This is a genomic window from Paenibacillus sp. 102 (assembly GCF_039549175.1).
GTDB lineage: Bacteria > Bacillota > Bacilli > Bacillales > Bacillaceae_G > Bacillus_A.
This window is the reverse complement of the sequence record NZ_JBCGHT010000005.1, coordinates 56874-71468: the sequence shown is the minus strand read 5'-3', so window position 1 is coordinate 71468 and position 14595 is coordinate 56874. Positions and strand designations below refer to the sequence as shown.

The window sequence follows — 14595 nt, the reverse complement described above, 5'->3', positions numbered from 1 at the left end:
AGCCGTGTTGGCTTAGCTTTTTGTGGATTCTGTAATCAGTTTGTCTTTCATTTTGCGAATAAGAATAAAGGCGCAAATTGCAAATACAACCATGAGACCTTCTGTAAGGAATATGTTGATTACGTGCTTTTGATAAAGGGCCGCAAAGAAATCCACAAAAGCGTGGAAAAGCCCAGCGTATAAGACAAAAATATATTTCTTATGTTTTACGCCATATAATATAAGCATTGAGAAGGCGATTTGTAGAATCAGCGCCAAGATTCTTTCTAAGCTACCAAATAGATAGAGATAAGCTGGAGTGTTAAGCAATAGATCTTGTACTTGACTGAGCTGGGGAGCTTTTTCAATAAGCTTTGAAAAACTTCCATTATTGATTGAAATAGCGAAGTATAGAGTTTGAAGACTAGCTAGAGCCACAATTGAAATAGATTCAATTCCTCCGTGTCCAATCCCGTATGCTAAACCATCTTTATATTCTTGGTATTTCTTAAGTAAATAGAAAAAGGCGATGAATCGTCCAGCTTCTTCAAAGATGGCAGCAGTGAGTCCACCATAGAGTGCATAAAGAAATGGATTTTTTAATAATTCAGATGTCGTCTCGTTCCCTAGCATAAATACATGAAAAGGTGTTTCGAGAATTTGAGCAAACCCGATAAAGATAAGAACACCAATCCCAACAGCTTTCCAGTTTATATGATATTTTTTTCGAAAATAAATAAGTACAATAATTGGAACTAGAACCGAGGTCGCCAGTTGCAAAATCATACTAGTAATTACAGCATTTGAAATCATACTTTTCACCACTTTCTAATGTATGTACTCTTATATAAATCCAAAGTTTATCCTTTCTTTTTAGATGGGAGAGAGGATCCGCCCATGCATAGAAGCGGTCAGTGCCTTTTTTCGCCCCATGCGATATAAGAACAAAAGGAGGAAATGAGTGGAAGTCTGTTTTTGTTTTCATAGCCGGGAGAGAGCACCTGACTGGTCAGATCCCCTTTTTGCTCCATGCTAAGTGAAAACAGAGAGACAAAACGAGTGCAAGTCACTTTTTTCTTCCTAGCCGAAACTTATATGCCAGCAAATCAAAATGGACTTATCTATTATTATACAAGGAATTACGTGAATCGTTTACCTTAACAAAAATATAGGTATTAAAAAAGAATTTTTTCTGTTGACTCTCACGTTGCGTGATACTTTATTGTATGAATTAAGGGAGGCAAAATAATGACAATGAGGGTGAAAGAAGTAGCTGATTTAGTTGGTATTAGTGTGCGCACACTACATCATTATGATGAAATTGGGCTTTTAACTCCAGACGAGACGACAGAGTCAGGATATCGTCTATATTCCAATAGAAATTTAGAGCTATTACAGCAAATTTTATTTTTTAAAGAGCTTGGCTTCCCTTTAAAGAAGATTAAAGAAATTATCATGAGTCCTTCATTTGATCGTGAGGAGGCGCTTACGTTGCACCGGAAAATGCTACTTGAAAAGCGTGCTCGTTTAGATAAGGTGATTGCGACAATTGATAAAACGATTCAGTATACAAAAGGAGAGATTGAAATGACGAATAAAGAAAAATTTGAAGGATTTGATTTTAGTCATAACCCATATGAAGAGGAAGCTCGCACGCGATGGGGAGATGAAGCTGTTGATAAAGCGAACAAGGAAGCAGCTGGCATGACTAAGGAAAAGCAAGAAGAGTTTAATAACATTTATAGAAAGCTTGCTACGCTTCGGCACGATGCACCTGACTCTAAAGAAGCGCAAGAAGCGATCCGAGTATGGTATGATTACTTGCAAAACTTTGGTCAATATTCATTAGAAGCGTTTAAAGGATTAGGACAAATGTACGTCGATGATGAACGCTTTACAAAAAATATTAATCAGTTTGGGGAAGGGTTAGCACAGTTTATGTGTGAGGCAATGGCAGTATACGCAGATAACCGTAAAAAATAAAAAGATGGGGCTGTCTCAAGTGGGCAGCCGCCATCTTTTTTATTTTTTAATCATTTCATTTAGCGTAGCATTTTGACTATTATTTAAATGCGGATTTTTCCCCATTTCACGTTTTAACATATCAAGACTTTGCTCATATTCCTTATTGTTTAATGTACCAGATTGCAGCCCTTGAATTTGTGTAATCAATTTTTGGTCTGTTGATACATATGCTTTATAATAGCGAGGAACGATGGACAATGCAGCTTTATAGACTTGGTCTGCTACTAGCGCTGGATCTGAAGTATTTGATCGGTATACGACAAATACTTCATCATCAGTTACAAGTGTAGCGGCATTTGTTACGTCAGGCAGATTTACGGTCATATTTGTAATCATTTCAGCTACTTTCTCACGGTTAATCGCGCCTACTTGTTTGTTAGATACTTCATCCTTTTGCTTAGAAGAATAGCCGACTCTTGTGAGCCTTGTATTTGTATTTTCTGTATGATACATGTCGTTTTTATTGGAAACAAGAACGCGGCTACCTTCCTCACGTTCCATTTCTGCTTTATTTGCCGTTTGGCAACCTGCAAATAAGGAAAGAGTGAGAAAAGAAAGTATCATTTGTTTTTTCATGACGTATCACCTCCTTCTCCATAGCATTTACTACTTTTCAATTTTTTGTATTTGAAATTGTTGGTTGTTAGGCTTTGTGATACGATAAAAAGAAGAATGCTTAGAGAGGAAGTTAATGATGGAGCAAAAGCAGGAGATTCATGCTACAGTGAGCATTAATAATGTTCAGTACGAAGTAATTAAAGACTATCGTAACGCTTTTCGTGAAGAAGCATTTAAAGAGCGCTACGCAGAAATTTTAAATAAATATGATTATATCGTGGGTGACTGGGGGTACGATCAACTTAGATTGCGCGGTTTTTTTGATGATAGTAATCAACGTGCGACGTATGATACGAAAATTAGTACATTAACGGAGTACTTATATGAGTACTGCAATTTTGGTTGTGCACACTTTGTATTACGAAAAGTGAAGAAGTAAAAAGAAATTCCTCTTACGTAGATGTAAGAGGAATTCTTTTTACAAGCAAATTGAAATAAGATCACCTTCAGAAAGTGTTGTATTTGGTTTCATCCTCTGTCCGTTCAACTGAATGTATCCACTCTTTATTCTGTCTACAATCGCGGTGCGACTCCAATCTGAAATATGTGCTGCGAGTGCTTTATCCATGCGATGAGAGCCAAAAACGGTTTCTAGTGTAATGGTTATTTCTGTAGTACCATTTTCTTTATATTGCATAATTGAGATAGTAGTTGTTGGTTCATCTCGTTCATTCTGAAACACATCAAGCGTTTCGACATGATCAGAAAACGATTTATAAATGTGAAGTTTCTTATTCCACGTATGGCCTTTTAGACATTTATAAATGGCAAAACGGTAAATGTTTTTTCCATTTGCGTTATGCCTACGAATATTGGTATCAGTAAAAAGGGTGGTATGCCCACAATTTTTACAATGTTTCTCTATAGTTGTTTCAAATTCATTCTCATATAAATTCCAAGAAAGTTGTACTTTCTGCATTTTCCTTCACCTCGTATATATTGGGTAAAGGAACGTAATACAGCTATTTGGATGTCTTGCAGTATGAATAGGGAAGAAATAGACAAAAATAAAAGGAGGATCCCTTAAGAGGAACCTCCGTAAAACATCATACTACAGATGCGTTACGTTCCTTTGTAATGGGAAATGAACAGACTACTCCCTTGATAAAGCACAAAGCTTTTTTGAGAGTAATGCTATTCAATTGCTGATCCATTACAAAGTAAATGTTGGCATACGTAGTAGACGTCCTTTCTTCCAAATAGATTTGCTCATAAGTATAACACGGAAGACGAAAGATTCAAAATACTTTTTGCAAAAAAAACACCAGCTACTATAATAGCTGGTGCAGAATATTATATAAGTTCAAATAAGAATGAGCGTAGTTCTTCTGCAATTTCTTCAGACATGGAAAATGCATGCTCTAAGTAGCCCGGTTCGTTTAAATCGTCGGTGCCAATGATTGCAAATTTATTGCGCTGCATATCAAGGACAATTGTTTTACCGTAATGACGATCGGAATATAAAAGCGCTAAATCGTGGCGCTCATTTTCTCCCATAAAGCTAACGAAACGTGTTTTTGTATCGACTGTATCGTCGTAAAGAAAGAAACGTTCTTCCATACTACACAAGCTCCTTTTTTAAATATCTAAGTTTAAGTGTGGCTTATGATCTAAATGGTGATGCGTTTTAATAAAGCGTACCGTTCTTGTTTTGTAGCGCATAACGATAGAATACGTTTCTGCTAAATCTCCGCCAAGGAATTTAACACCATCTAATAGCTCGCCAGCAGATACACCTGTTGCTGAGAAGATTGCGTCGTCACCAGATACTAAGTCATCTAACATAAGAAGTTGACGAGGGTCTTCTAATCCCATTTCACGGCAACGTGCTTCTTCTTCTTCATTCATTGGTACTAAGCGTGCTTGCATTTCGCCTTCAAGACATTTCAGTGCTGCTGCAGAGATAACGCCTTCTGGAGCGCCACCAACACCAACGAATAAATCGATACCTGTTCCAGGAAGAGCTGTTGCGATTGACGCACCAACATCGCCATCACCGAATAGTTTTACACGTGCACCTTTTGCACGAACACGGTCAATAATATCTTGATGACGTTCACGTTCTTGGACGATAACCGTTAGGTCACGAATTTTTTTATTGTTTGCTTCTGCTACAATTTCAATTGTTTTTTCAATTGGATCATCTAAGCTAATTTTACCAGCTGCTTTTGGACCAACCGCGATTTTTTCCATGTACATATCCGGAGCATGAAGAAGGTTTCCTTTATCTGCGATTGCGATAACTGCCATTGCGTTTGCAAGACCTTTTGCAACAATGTTTGTACCTTCTAATGGGTCAACGGCGATGTCAACTTCTGGACCGTTACCTGTTCCTAGTTCCTCACCAATATATAACATTGGTGCTTCATCAAGTTCTCCTTCACCAATTACAACAGTACCTGCCATGTTTACTGAATCAAACATATCACGCATAGCTGTAGTTGCTGCATCATCTGCTTCGTTTTTCTTTCCGCGGCCCATCCATTGTGCGGATGCTAAGGCTGCTGCTTCTGTTACACGGACAATTTCTAATGCGAGTTCACGTTCCAAGGTGACATTCCTCCAATTTCAAAAATCATACAGTTATAACTATAACAAATAACGAGGAAAAGGTGAATTCGAAAAATTGTCGATTTTTTCAAGGGAAACGGTTACAATTGAAATATAAATGCTTTTATTTCTAGGTGGGTGACATTCATGTACTTTGTAGACAGAAAAAAAATAGAACAAATGTTAACATGTTTAGAACAAGCAGTAGATACATTTCAAGAGAAGCAGCAATATGAAACTCCTTTTGAATGTTACGCATTAGAGCGTATGTCGCATCTTATCATTGATTGCATATTAGATGTTGGAAATGCAATGATAGATGGATTTATTATGCGTGATCCAGGAAGTTATGAAGATATCATTGATATTTTAATGGATGAAAAAGTCATAAATGATGAAGAAGGAAAAGGAATTAAAGAGGTGATTCTTCTTCGTAAAATGCTTATGCAAGATTATATTAGAATGAACCATGAGGAATTATATACAACGATTCAAAGACAAATCGCTGTGGTACAGAAATACCCTGCGAATATTCGCCGTTATTTAGAAAAGGAATTAGGACCTGTATCTGCATTCGTGGCAGAATAAATGTAAGAAGATCCCCAATCACCTTTTGGGGATCTTCTACTTTTTATCATAGGTCAATAGGAAGAAGGGGTGAGCAATGGGGCAAGCTCGTACAACAAAGGAAGAGATTGTACAGATCCTAAAAAGAAATGGTGAACAAACGGTTGGATCATTAGCTGAATCTTTAGAGATTACGGAGATGGCAGTACGCCGGCATTTAAGTAAGCTTGAGAAAGAGCAAATTATTCAGTCGAAAATGGTGCGTCAACACGTGGGAAGACCAACGTATGTATACGGCTTAAGTCAAAAAGGGGAAGATTCATTTCCAAAAGATTATAAGCAATTTGCTTTAGAGATGTTAGAGGACCTAGAGAAAATTGGTGATGAAACGCTTGTAAATGCTATCTTAAAGGCAAGAACGAATCGGATGGAAGAGCAATTAAAAAAACGAGTAAGTTGCCAAGATCATGTATTGCAAAAGCTTCGGGAAGTTGCTGTTATTCAAGAGGAAAATGGATACATGGTACAAGTGAAACAAGAAGAAGAAAACTCATACATATTACAAAAACAAAATTGTCCGTTAAAGGCTGTTGCTGAAAACTATCCACAGCTTTGTTTGGAGGAAGAAAATATGTATAAGCGATTGTTTTCTGATGAAAATGTGAAGGTGTTATCAAATATGTGCGACGGTGACTGCCATTGTTCCTATCACATACAAGAGAAAAAATGAACGTTATGGGGCGCTTTTTGATGAAGCGTTTTTTTCTTTGGAAAAAGCGGGTAATATAAGAAGGGTATGAACGTTAGGATAAAAAGGAGAGAGACATAGATGTATAAAGGCTATTTAATCGACTTAGACGGTACAATGTATCGCGGTGAAGAACAAATTGAAGAAGCGAGTGACTTTGTAAAAGCCTTGCAGGAGCGCAATCTCCCATATTTGTTTGTAACAAATAATTCAACACGTAAACCAGAACAAGTAGCAGAAAAGCTTGTTCGTTTCGATATTCCAGCTAAGCCAGAGCAAGTGTTTACAACGAGCATGGCAACAGCGAACTTTATTTATGAGCGTAAACAAGATGCGTCTGTTTATATGATTGGTGAAGAAGGACTACACGCTGCACTTGTGGAAAAAGGATTTAAGCTTGTGGATGAAAATCCTGACTTTGTTGTTGTTGGATTAGATCGCGAAATTACATATGAAAAGCTAGCAAAAGCTTGTCTTGCAGTGCGTAATGGCGCGACATTTATTTCAACAAATGGAGACATTGCGATTCCAACTGAGCGTGGTTTACTACCAGGGAACGGTTCGTTAACATCTGTTGTTACAGTATCCACAGGTGTAGAGCCAATCTTCATCGGCAAACCAGAATCCATTATTATGGAACAAGCATTAAAAGTACTTGGTATGGAGAAAAAAGAAGCACTAATGGTTGGGGATAACTATGATACTGACATTTTAGCAGGGATAAACGCCGGTATGCATACGCTTCTTGTCCACACTGGAGTCACAACTGTGGAGAAGTTAACAGAATATGAAGTACAACCAACACAGGTTGTGCATAACTTGACGGAGTGGATTGAGAAGATGTAATAATGGACAGGCAATCTTTTGGATTGCCTGTCTTTTTCATTAAAATACGCGATTCACTACTTCTTTCACTTCTTCAAGGTATTCTTTTCTCGCGTCATCATCCACAGAAGGAACACTCGTATAGAATGTGTGCTCTAACGTTTCAATTCCTGTAAAATCAAAGATTCCAGCATCAGTCGTTTTCTTCATCGCATCAAACATACCGCTTGCTGTATAAGCTTCTTTTGAATTCCCCATTGTGGATAATAATAATCCTTTTTTACCACTCAATAATTTTTCGATACCATTTTCACCGTAAGCATAGGCGAAGCCGTGGCTAAACACACGATCAACATATCCTTTTAAGATTGCTGGAAGACCTGCCCACCAAACTGGATAAATAAAAGTAATGCTATCAGCCCAAGTGATATGTTCTTGTTCTTCTTTAATATCCTCTGGTGTATTTCCTTGAGAAAGTGAGATGAAATCAGAGGCACCTAATATCGGATTAAAGTTTAATTCATATAAATCGCGAACTCGTACTTCGTGACCTCTTTCTTCTAGTTCGCCTTTTACTGTTTCTAAAATGGCATGATTGAAACTTTGTGGGTTTGGGTGTGCATAAACGATTACATGTTTCATTTTCGTTCCTCCTATTTGTGGATATGTTGATAGTTTTTACATAAAAAGAAAATATTATTGTAACTATTATGGTTACGTTAGGATGGTGAAGTCAAGAAATTCAATTTCTTATTAGAAAATGTGAGATGTGCTATTTTGCGAAGTGTGTTTCAAAATATATTTATATTACACTACAAGTATAGGATGATAGGAAGTTTGGTTTCGTGGGAGAACATATATGAAGATAATTAAATGTAAAAGAAGGGGTTAAAAGATGAATATTATTGAAATTGAAGGATTAGAAAAATCATTTGATATTGGTAATAGTAAAGTAAAGGTATTGAAGGGGATTAATCTTCAAATTCAAAAAGGTGATTTCGTTTGTATTATGGGAGCAAGTGGATCGGGGAAAACAACTCTTTTACAGTTGCTTGGAGGATTAGATATTCCGACTACGGGAAGCATTCGAGTAGATGGCACAGAAATTTCATCGTTAAAAGAAAAAGAGCTAGCATTGTTTCGAAGACATCAAATCGGTTTTATTTTTCAGCAATTTAATTTAATACCTGTATTTAATGCGGAGGAAAATGTAGGACTACCATTATTATTGGATAATGTATCACAGAAGAAAGCGACGATAACGGCAAATCGATTATTAGAGCTTGTTGGTTTGAAAGGAAAGGAAAAACATTTACCATCGCAATTATCAGGCGGTCAGCAGCAAAGAGTTGCTATTGCAAGAGCGTTTGCAAATGAACCAGCGATTATATTAGCAGATGAACCGACAGGGGCTTTGGATTCTGAAAATAGCAAAAATATTATTGCGGCTCTTCGTAATGCTTGTGATGAATTAGGGCAAACGGCAGTTGTTGTAACGCATGATCCATTTGTAGCTGCTCATGCAGATAAAGTTATTTTCTTACTAGATGGTGAAGTCATTCATGAACATGTAGAAAGCAAAGGATGGAAATCCCGTCATATTCCGCAGCAAGTCACACACATTCAAGACATTATGAATCGGCACTTTAAGGTAGGTGATAAGAGCGATGTTTTGGATAATTAAATATGCGGCCAAGTCTATTAGACAGAATTGGCTAAGGAACATGTTAATCGCTCTTGGGGCTGCACTAGGTGTTATGTTAGCAACGATGCTTCTACTTGGGAACCAATCTGTAGAACAAAGTGTTAAAGAGCAAGTTGTAAGTCGTTACGGGGATTATAATTTGCAATTTGGTTATATAAAAAATGATATGTACTTAAATAATGAGAAATTAAAAGAACTGGATAGTCTTGAAAATGCTGAGAAAATAACAAAAGTACTTATACCTTATCCATTACCAAATCATAAAGAGCTTTCTGGCAAACCGTCTTATTGGGGCGTTGAACAAGGTTCTCCAGATATGCATGCTTATAAAGTTATAGAGGGGCGATACCCGAAAGAAGGAGCGGAAGTAGCACTTACAAAAGGGTATACAGATCGAGAAAATATAAAAGTCAGAGATATGATTCATTTACCTTTCCCTCCGCATGGTGAAAAAAATGTTAAAGTTGTAGGGATTTTGAATCCACCATTGATGGCAGCAATGGGGCATAGCGCATACTTTCCGATCAGTTGGATGCAAAAGGAATTAAATTTACAAGGCCAATTTAACCTTGTTCAAGTGAAAATATCTGATGTTAATGGAAAGACAATGATTGCTAATGATGCCAATAAGAAATTGGAAAATATCAAAATAGATCAGCGTACATATGTAGATAAAGCATTTGAAAGATTAAATGTAATGAAGCCATTAATCTTTAGCTTAGGCGGTATTGCTTTATTTGTTGTAGCACTTTTAATTATGGGAAGTTTCTTTTTATCTGTAAGGAGCCGTTTTAAACAATGGGCGTTATTACGTGCACTTGGTAGTAATCCAAACCAAGTCATTCTTGTTGTTTTATTAGAGGCGTTATGTATTGGAGCGATTAGTTCATTGGCAGGAGTTGTTTTAGGTGCTAGTACACATCAGCTCGCAGCTTCTGTTATTAACAAGTGGATGAATGTAGAAAGTACAGGGGGAGAATCATTTTCTATTTCAGGTAAGGCTTTACTCATTACGTTTTTATTAGGGATTGTTATGTCTGTAGTAGGTGCGATTATACCAGCATTTATGGTAAGAAAAATTCCTCCTGTTGAAGCATTAAGACCAGGAATTCCGAGCAATCAAAAGAAAGAACGGAAATGGAGCATTTTCAGTCTCGTTATTTTAATAGTGGGTGCTGGAATTGGTTTAAGTGGTGTGTTTGCTGAAGAATATATTGGTTTTAATCCAAGTGCGATAGGGGCACTGTTATTTGCAGTAGGTTTGTTGTTTGCAATTCCGTTATGTATTCGTGTTATTACGCCAGTTATTGCAAAACCATTTCAAATGCTATTTCGTATTGAGACAACGATTAGTGGGCGAAATGTGATTCGTTATCGTAAAAAGGCAGCTGTGTCAGTCGCGATTCTAGCATTTGGATTTATGTTATCGCTAGTTGGAACGATGTATGTGAATGCGATGTATGAAGGAACGAAACAAGGATTACAAAAGAATTTACCAGCAGATTTAGTCATTCGTGTTCCAATGCAGTCACAAGGGATTGAAAGTCTGCCGTTGCATTGGTTAGAAAAGATACAAAAGGTTGAAGGAGTCAAAGAAATTGTCGGAGCAGCCCCTGACTTCACATCAAAACTCGTAAATTATGACTTTAAAAAGGCAAATCAAGAGTGGTACGAGTTTATGAGGAAAAACAAGTATGATTATGAAGCAATGGAAGTTGTAGGTACGAATATTACTTCATTTCAAAAAGTAACACAGATGAAAGTTGTTTCTGGCCAAAGCTTGAGTACGCCATTAAAAGATGGGGAAGGAGTCATTACAAAAGATACAGCAAAAAATTTAGGGATCAAATTACAGGACACAATCGAAGTACAGGGAAAAGAGAAAGAAAAACAGCAAATTCGAGTTGTTTCTATTATAGAGAAAGACTTACGACTTCGAGGGTCTTACGTCTTTGTAAATGAAGAATGGGCACGAAATATGTTCAGTGTAAAAGGTTATGAATCGATTCAAATTATGACGGATTCTAAGGTGCCTTTTGAAACAATTAAGAAGAAAGTAACACAGATAACAAATGGGAAAGAGAATGTCGAGGTTATAAATAGTACCGATTTGTTAAAAGAACAAGAACAGCTCTTATCTCAAATGGTTATGTTAATTCGTTTATTAGTAGTCATTATCTTTATTATTTCAGGCATTGGCTTAATGAACGCAATTGTTGCAAGTTTACATGAAAGACGCGCTGAGATTAGTATGATTCGTGCCGTAGGAGCGATTCCGAAGCAAATGCGAAGAATTGTGTGGTTAGAAGGTACATTACTTGGTGCGATAGCTGGAATCATAGGGATTGGAGGCGGAGTGATTTTCAGTTATATTGTATTATCAAGTTTAGAATTAACAGTGATTACAATCCCATATAATCAAGTGCTATTACTGGCAGTAGCGAGCGTTATACTCGGAACGAGTGCAGCAATGATTGCTTCATTTCAGTTAAGGAATTTTAAATTAAGTGATACGCTGAAAGAGTTGTCAGCGTAAGGAGGGCCGTTTTTATAACGGTCTTTTTCTTTTGAATATGGTTAACTTTTTTTAGTAAATAATAAGGAATTCTTTCTATTTTTTCGATATTTTTAACTACTATAAATTAACTAACCTTGCATTATAAAGTAATAGTAAGGAATTGAAAGTGGAGGTAATCGAATCATGGTTCATACCGCATTATTCATTAAAAATGAACAGACATTTAAATTGTACCAGCGTATTATTGCAGAACACCTTTTTTCAGTACAGAATAAAGGTGAAGGAAAGGTATTGAATATCCATATTAATATTTTGGCTCAGTTGTTGTATGAAGCATTTAAAGAAATCGATTTAACAAATTCTCCTGTTGTTCCCGTTCTTATTATTTCTAACCCTGTAGCCGTTCAAAATATTCATGTTCCAGGTATATATACAATGAACTTTGTTTGCGATGAATTAAAGTATATTTGTGATGTTGATCGTCTTCAAAATGAGGATGCAACATTAGCAATCGGCTATACAATCCAGCGTAGTAGCCTTGAGCAGTTATTAGATAAAGAGGTAGAAAAAGTGCTTTTGTATATGATTAAAAGAATAAAGAGATTTTTGGATGTACACGGTGAGTTAACATGTTATTTTGAAGTTGCTGTTAAGGAAGACGGTTTATTATATGAGAACAATCTATCTCCCGTTTTTTTATGTCAATGGATTGTAAATCGATAGCAGTAGAGGAAGGAGAATGAAAAAATGAGTGTTAGGTTAAGTGCAAAAGAAAAAGAAGTAGCCATTCTCGTCTCAAAAGGAATGAAAGATAAAGAAATTGCTCAAACGCTGTATATTAGCCGAAGAAGAGTAGGAGAGATAATCGCTTCTATTAAGGGAAAGTGGAGAATTCATCATCGTGTAGAAATTGGAATTCGAGCCTACTACTATGGATTAATTACGATAGAAATAGCTCCTAGGGAAGAGAGTTCACAGAGGGTGAAACAAAAGAGTGTTGTTTTTTAATTATCATTTTCACCCTCTTTGATTGTATGCAAAGAGGGGAATTATCATTCTAGAAGCTAGTTTGAAAAGCTTCTATATCAAGATCACATTGTAAGGCGGTTTTAAAATATTTTGCTCCTAATTTATAAGCACGTAATTCATAAAAATGATCCCCTAATTCAGTAGCTAGCTTTTTAACCTGTATATATTGTCTGCTGGCTATTCCAAAATCAATAATTCTTTGCATTTCTTTCTCGTAGCTATAAGAGTCACCTTGAATTTTATAGAGCTGTGCTTTGTATGCATGAATTTCGATGTACACAGAAGGCATATCGTAAGCTTCTAAGATTTTGATGGCTTCAAGCATTACTTTATTCATTTGATCCCATTCTTTTAAGTGTAAGTAAATTTCAATGAGACTTCGTAATGAGTAGATGTTTGCCTTTTGATGATCGAGTGATGCATTTATTTGTAAGGAGTGGTTGAAATGTTGAATTGCTTGATCGAATTTTTTTAATCCTTGATATACCCTTCCGTAATTGTAATAAATCATTGCAAAATACATAGCAGGATTCTGAAGTTCTTTTACATATCGTTCTATTGCAAGGATTCTTCGTATCTTTCATCGAGATGATATTGTACAGCAATTGTAATAAGTGCATCTGTCATCGGAATTTTGTTGTTTAATTTGTTAAATAGTTCATATGCTTTTTTTGAATACTTCCGGCTAACACTTTGATCTTTAATGAGACGTTGTTTAACTAAGCTTAGATTATAGTATAGGTGAGCACGCTGTAAGTTCTCTTCAGAGGTCAATAATTGATTTGCTTGTTCATAGTATTCATTTGTTTTGATAAAATCTTGTTTCATATAAAAGTAATTACCACATGCTATGTAATAATAGGAAAAGTCTTCAGCAAACAATTGATTTGGCTGATTAGATATTAAATTTATTGATTGTTGATAAATGGAATTCGCTTTCTTTGATGCATCAGTACAAACATAATAGTGAAGTAGTACGCCAAAAATTTTTAAAAGAATTGGGAGTGGATGCATTTCACGAGTATGTAATTCTAAAAGGGAAATTTCGCTTTCTGTTAATTTGTTATTCTCTTTATAGTTTATCGTAATTGCTAGTATATCTGCTTCGAAGTCAGTTTTACTTTGCTTCGTGAGATGATCCACATTAATATTCAGTTTTGCCGAAACCCTCTCTAAAAAAGAACGAGAAGGTTTGGCTGTTCCATTTTCAACACGACTTAAATATGGGATGGAACAAATTCCATCTATTAATTCACCTTGTGTCATTTCCCGGTGTATCCGGATTTGACGTATCTTTTCTCCTATTTTCAAAGTAACACCTTCTATATTAGCGTAAAATTCGTTTTTCCTTCGCTTCTTTTATCCACGCTGGAAGTTCATTCAATAAATTGTTATACAACGTTTCATCTGTTGTTTTTTCGATATCGCGAATGTAGAAGAAGTTTGCGTTATCAATGAAACGCCCTTCCATTTCATCGAGCTTTCTAAGAACGTCGAATTTGCCATTTCCAATCCCAACAAACTGCCAAAAAATCGGTTGGTTAGAAGAGAATACAACCGGTTTTTGAATGCCTTTTTTACAGCCCCCATCGTTAATGAAAATAACAAAGGCAGGCTCTTCGCTTTTTTCTTCAATTGTATATTTTTTTATGATATCTTCCATTACTTGTGGTTCATCATTTCGGCCAAATTTATGAATGGAGTTATTATTTAAAATATGATTTTCTACGTAATTAGCAAAGTCTTTCTCGGTAACAGATGGTAACCTTGAAAATTCATTATCATATACCCAAATATCTAGTGAACCATCATCATCAAATTGGCTTGCTACAGCAAGAACACGTTCGACAACTTCTTGGACAGTACCGTTTTGATAAAGTGTTCGCATAGACCCAGAAATGTCTAATACGAGCGCAACTTTTGCGACAACGCCTGTTAATTTCTTTTTCTCTAATACAACGCGTACTGCTTCTTTTCTTAAAGTAATTGTACTCAAGTATAATCGCTCCTTTTTTATTATGTAACAAAGAT

The 14595-nt window shown here is 36.1% G+C and carries 18 protein-coding genes and 1 pseudogene; 9 read left to right on the top strand and 10 right to left on the bottom strand.

Annotated elements, in window-relative coordinates:
• Positions 1-12 precede the first annotated feature (12 nt).
• A complete protein-coding gene (locus tag AAIE21_RS14290) occupies positions 13-792 on the bottom strand; it encodes a YhfC family intramembrane metalloprotease (protein WP_343267389.1) in 780 nt (259 codons plus the stop codon).
• A gap of 435 nt (positions 793-1227) precedes the next feature.
• On the opposite strand from AAIE21_RS14290, the gene AAIE21_RS14285 reads away from it, so the two are divergent.
• Positions 1228-1962 (top strand): MerR family transcriptional regulator, encoded by a 735-nt coding sequence (locus tag AAIE21_RS14285; RefSeq protein ID WP_343267388.1) that lies wholly within the window; start codon positions 1228-1230, stop codon positions 1960-1962.
• A gap of 39 nt (positions 1963-2001) precedes the next feature.
• On the opposite strand, the gene AAIE21_RS14280 is transcribed toward AAIE21_RS14285, so the two are convergent.
• On the bottom strand, positions 2002-2580 hold the full coding sequence (locus AAIE21_RS14280) for a YhcN/YlaJ family sporulation lipoprotein (protein ID WP_343267387.1): 579 nt from the start codon (positions 2578-2580) through the stop codon (positions 2002-2004).
• Positions 2581-2698: 118 nt separating this feature from the next.
• Between AAIE21_RS14280 and AAIE21_RS14275 the strand changes: the two genes are divergently transcribed.
• Positions 2699-3001 (top strand): YutD family protein, encoded by a 303-nt coding sequence (locus AAIE21_RS14275; protein ID WP_343267386.1) that lies wholly within the window; start codon positions 2699-2701, stop codon positions 2999-3001.
• A gap of 39 nt (positions 3002-3040) precedes the next feature.
• On the opposite strand, the gene AAIE21_RS14270 is transcribed toward AAIE21_RS14275, so the two are convergent.
• From AAIE21_RS14270 to glpX, 3 genes are all read right to left on the bottom strand, one after another.
• Complete coding sequence (locus tag AAIE21_RS14270) at positions 3041-3541, bottom strand: RNA-binding S4 domain-containing protein (RefSeq protein WP_343267385.1); 501 nt, start codon at positions 3539-3541, stop codon at positions 3041-3043.
• A gap of 374 nt (positions 3542-3915) precedes the next feature.
• Positions 3916-4182, bottom strand: a complete 267-nt coding sequence (locus AAIE21_RS14265; RefSeq protein ID WP_000392617.1) for a DUF3055 domain-containing protein — start codon at positions 4180-4182, stop codon at positions 3916-3918.
• 18 nt (positions 4183-4200) lie between these two features.
• Complete coding sequence (glpX, locus tag AAIE21_RS14260; protein ID WP_000439096.1) at positions 4201-5172, bottom strand: class II fructose-bisphosphatase; 972 nt, start codon at positions 5170-5172, stop codon at positions 4201-4203.
• Positions 5173-5319: 147 nt separating this feature from the next.
• Between glpX and AAIE21_RS14255 the strand changes: the two genes are divergently transcribed.
• The 3 genes from AAIE21_RS14255 (at position 5320) to AAIE21_RS14245 (ending at position 7333) form a co-directional block, all read left to right on the top strand.
• Positions 5320-5760, top strand: coding sequence for a DUF86 domain-containing protein (locus AAIE21_RS14255; protein ID WP_343267384.1), 441 nt, complete (start codon positions 5320-5322; stop codon positions 5758-5760).
• 76 nt (positions 5761-5836) lie between these two features.
• The gene (locus AAIE21_RS14250; protein ID WP_343267383.1) at positions 5837-6469 is read left to right on the top strand and encodes a helix-turn-helix transcriptional regulator; all 633 of its coding nucleotides are present in this window, start codon (positions 5837-5839) and stop codon (positions 6467-6469) included.
• Positions 6470-6568: 99 nt separating this feature from the next.
• Positions 6569-7333, top strand: coding sequence for a TIGR01457 family HAD-type hydrolase (locus AAIE21_RS14245; protein ID WP_343267382.1), 765 nt, complete (start codon positions 6569-6571; stop codon positions 7331-7333).
• 39 nt (positions 7334-7372) lie between these two features.
• Here AAIE21_RS14245 and AAIE21_RS14240 read toward each other — a convergent pair whose 3' ends face one another.
• Entirely contained in the window at positions 7373-7954 is a 582-nt protein-coding gene (locus tag AAIE21_RS14240; protein WP_343267381.1) for an NAD(P)H-dependent oxidoreductase, read from the bottom strand.
• A 253-nt stretch (positions 7955-8207) separates the two neighbouring features.
• Here AAIE21_RS14240 and AAIE21_RS14235 point away from each other — a divergent pair, with 253 nt between their 5' ends.
• The 4 genes from AAIE21_RS14235 (at position 8208) to AAIE21_RS14220 (ending at position 12543) form a co-directional block, all read left to right on the top strand.
• A complete protein-coding gene (locus tag AAIE21_RS14235; protein ID WP_343267380.1) occupies positions 8208-8996 on the top strand; it encodes an ABC transporter ATP-binding protein in 789 nt (262 codons plus the stop codon).
• Positions 8980-11553, top strand: a complete 2574-nt coding sequence (locus tag AAIE21_RS14230; RefSeq protein ID WP_343267379.1) for an ABC transporter permease — start codon at positions 8980-8982, stop codon at positions 11551-11553. Before AAIE21_RS14235 ends, AAIE21_RS14230 begins: the two co-directional genes overlap by 17 nt.
• Before the next feature lie 165 nt (positions 11554-11718).
• Complete coding sequence (locus AAIE21_RS14225) at positions 11719-12258, top strand: hypothetical protein (RefSeq protein WP_343267378.1); 540 nt, start codon at positions 11719-11721, stop codon at positions 12256-12258.
• Between the two features lie 24 nt (positions 12259-12282).
• Entirely contained in the window at positions 12283-12543 is a 261-nt protein-coding gene (locus tag AAIE21_RS14220; protein ID WP_343267377.1) for a response regulator transcription factor, read from the top strand.
• Between the two features lie 49 nt (positions 12544-12592).
• Here AAIE21_RS14220 and AAIE21_RS14215 read toward each other — a convergent pair whose 3' ends face one another.
• The 4 genes and pseudogenes from AAIE21_RS14215 to AAIE21_RS14200 form a co-directional block, all read right to left on the bottom strand.
• Positions 12593-12901: a hypothetical protein gene (locus tag AAIE21_RS14215; protein WP_343267567.1), complete on the bottom strand. Its 309-nt coding sequence runs from the start codon at positions 12899-12901 to the stop codon at positions 12593-12595.
• 126 nt (positions 12902-13027) lie between these two features.
• Positions 13028-13075, bottom strand: a pseudogene (locus AAIE21_RS14210) (hypothetical protein); the annotation flags it as partial.
• Between the two features lie 44 nt (positions 13076-13119).
• Complete coding sequence (locus AAIE21_RS14205) at positions 13120-13875, bottom strand: helix-turn-helix domain-containing protein (protein WP_343267376.1); 756 nt, start codon at positions 13873-13875, stop codon at positions 13120-13122.
• A gap of 16 nt (positions 13876-13891) precedes the next feature.
• On the bottom strand, positions 13892-14560 hold the full coding sequence (locus AAIE21_RS14200; protein WP_343267375.1) for a vWA domain-containing protein: 669 nt from the start codon (positions 14558-14560) through the stop codon (positions 13892-13894).
• Positions 14561-14595: the final 35 nt, after the last annotated feature.

Coding starts and splice junctions, on each gene's coding strand:
- AAIE21_RS14255 (WP_343267384.1), top strand. CDS start 5,320: ATGTACTTTGTAGACAGAAAAAAAATAGAACAAATGTTAACATGTTTA.
- AAIE21_RS14235 (WP_343267380.1), top strand. CDS start 8,208: ATGAATATTATTGAAATTGAAGGATTAGAAAAATCATTTGATATTGGT.
- AAIE21_RS14280 (WP_343267387.1), bottom strand. CDS start 2,580: ATGAAAAAACAAATGATACTTTCTTTTCTCACTCTTTCCTTATTTGCA.
- AAIE21_RS14225 (WP_343267378.1), top strand. CDS start 11,719: ATGGTTCATACCGCATTATTCATTAAAAATGAACAGACATTTAAATTG.
- AAIE21_RS14215 (WP_343267567.1), bottom strand. CDS start 12,901: ATGAATAAAGTAATGCTTGAAGCCATCAAAATCTTAGAAGCTTACGAT.
- AAIE21_RS14275 (WP_343267386.1), top strand. CDS start 2,699: ATGGAGCAAAAGCAGGAGATTCATGCTACAGTGAGCATTAATAATGTT.
- AAIE21_RS14220 (WP_343267377.1), top strand. CDS start 12,283: ATGAGTGTTAGGTTAAGTGCAAAAGAAAAAGAAGTAGCCATTCTCGTC.
- AAIE21_RS14265 (WP_000392617.1), bottom strand. CDS start 4,182: ATGGAAGAACGTTTCTTTCTTTACGACGATACAGTCGATACAAAAACA.
- AAIE21_RS14250 (WP_343267383.1), top strand. CDS start 5,837: ATGGGGCAAGCTCGTACAACAAAGGAAGAGATTGTACAGATCCTAAAA.
- AAIE21_RS14270 (WP_343267385.1), bottom strand. CDS start 3,541: ATGCAGAAAGTACAACTTTCTTGGAATTTATATGAGAATGAATTTGAA.
- AAIE21_RS14240 (WP_343267381.1), bottom strand. CDS start 7,954: ATGAAACATGTAATCGTTTATGCACACCCAAACCCACAAAGTTTCAAT.
- AAIE21_RS14245 (WP_343267382.1), top strand. CDS start 6,569: ATGTATAAAGGCTATTTAATCGACTTAGACGGTACAATGTATCGCGGT.
- AAIE21_RS14290 (WP_343267389.1), bottom strand. CDS start 792: ATGATTTCAAATGCTGTAATTACTAGTATGATTTTGCAACTGGCGACC.
- AAIE21_RS14230 (WP_343267379.1), top strand. CDS start 8,980: ATGTTTTGGATAATTAAATATGCGGCCAAGTCTATTAGACAGAATTGG.
- AAIE21_RS14285 (WP_343267388.1), top strand. CDS start 1,228: ATGACAATGAGGGTGAAAGAAGTAGCTGATTTAGTTGGTATTAGTGTG.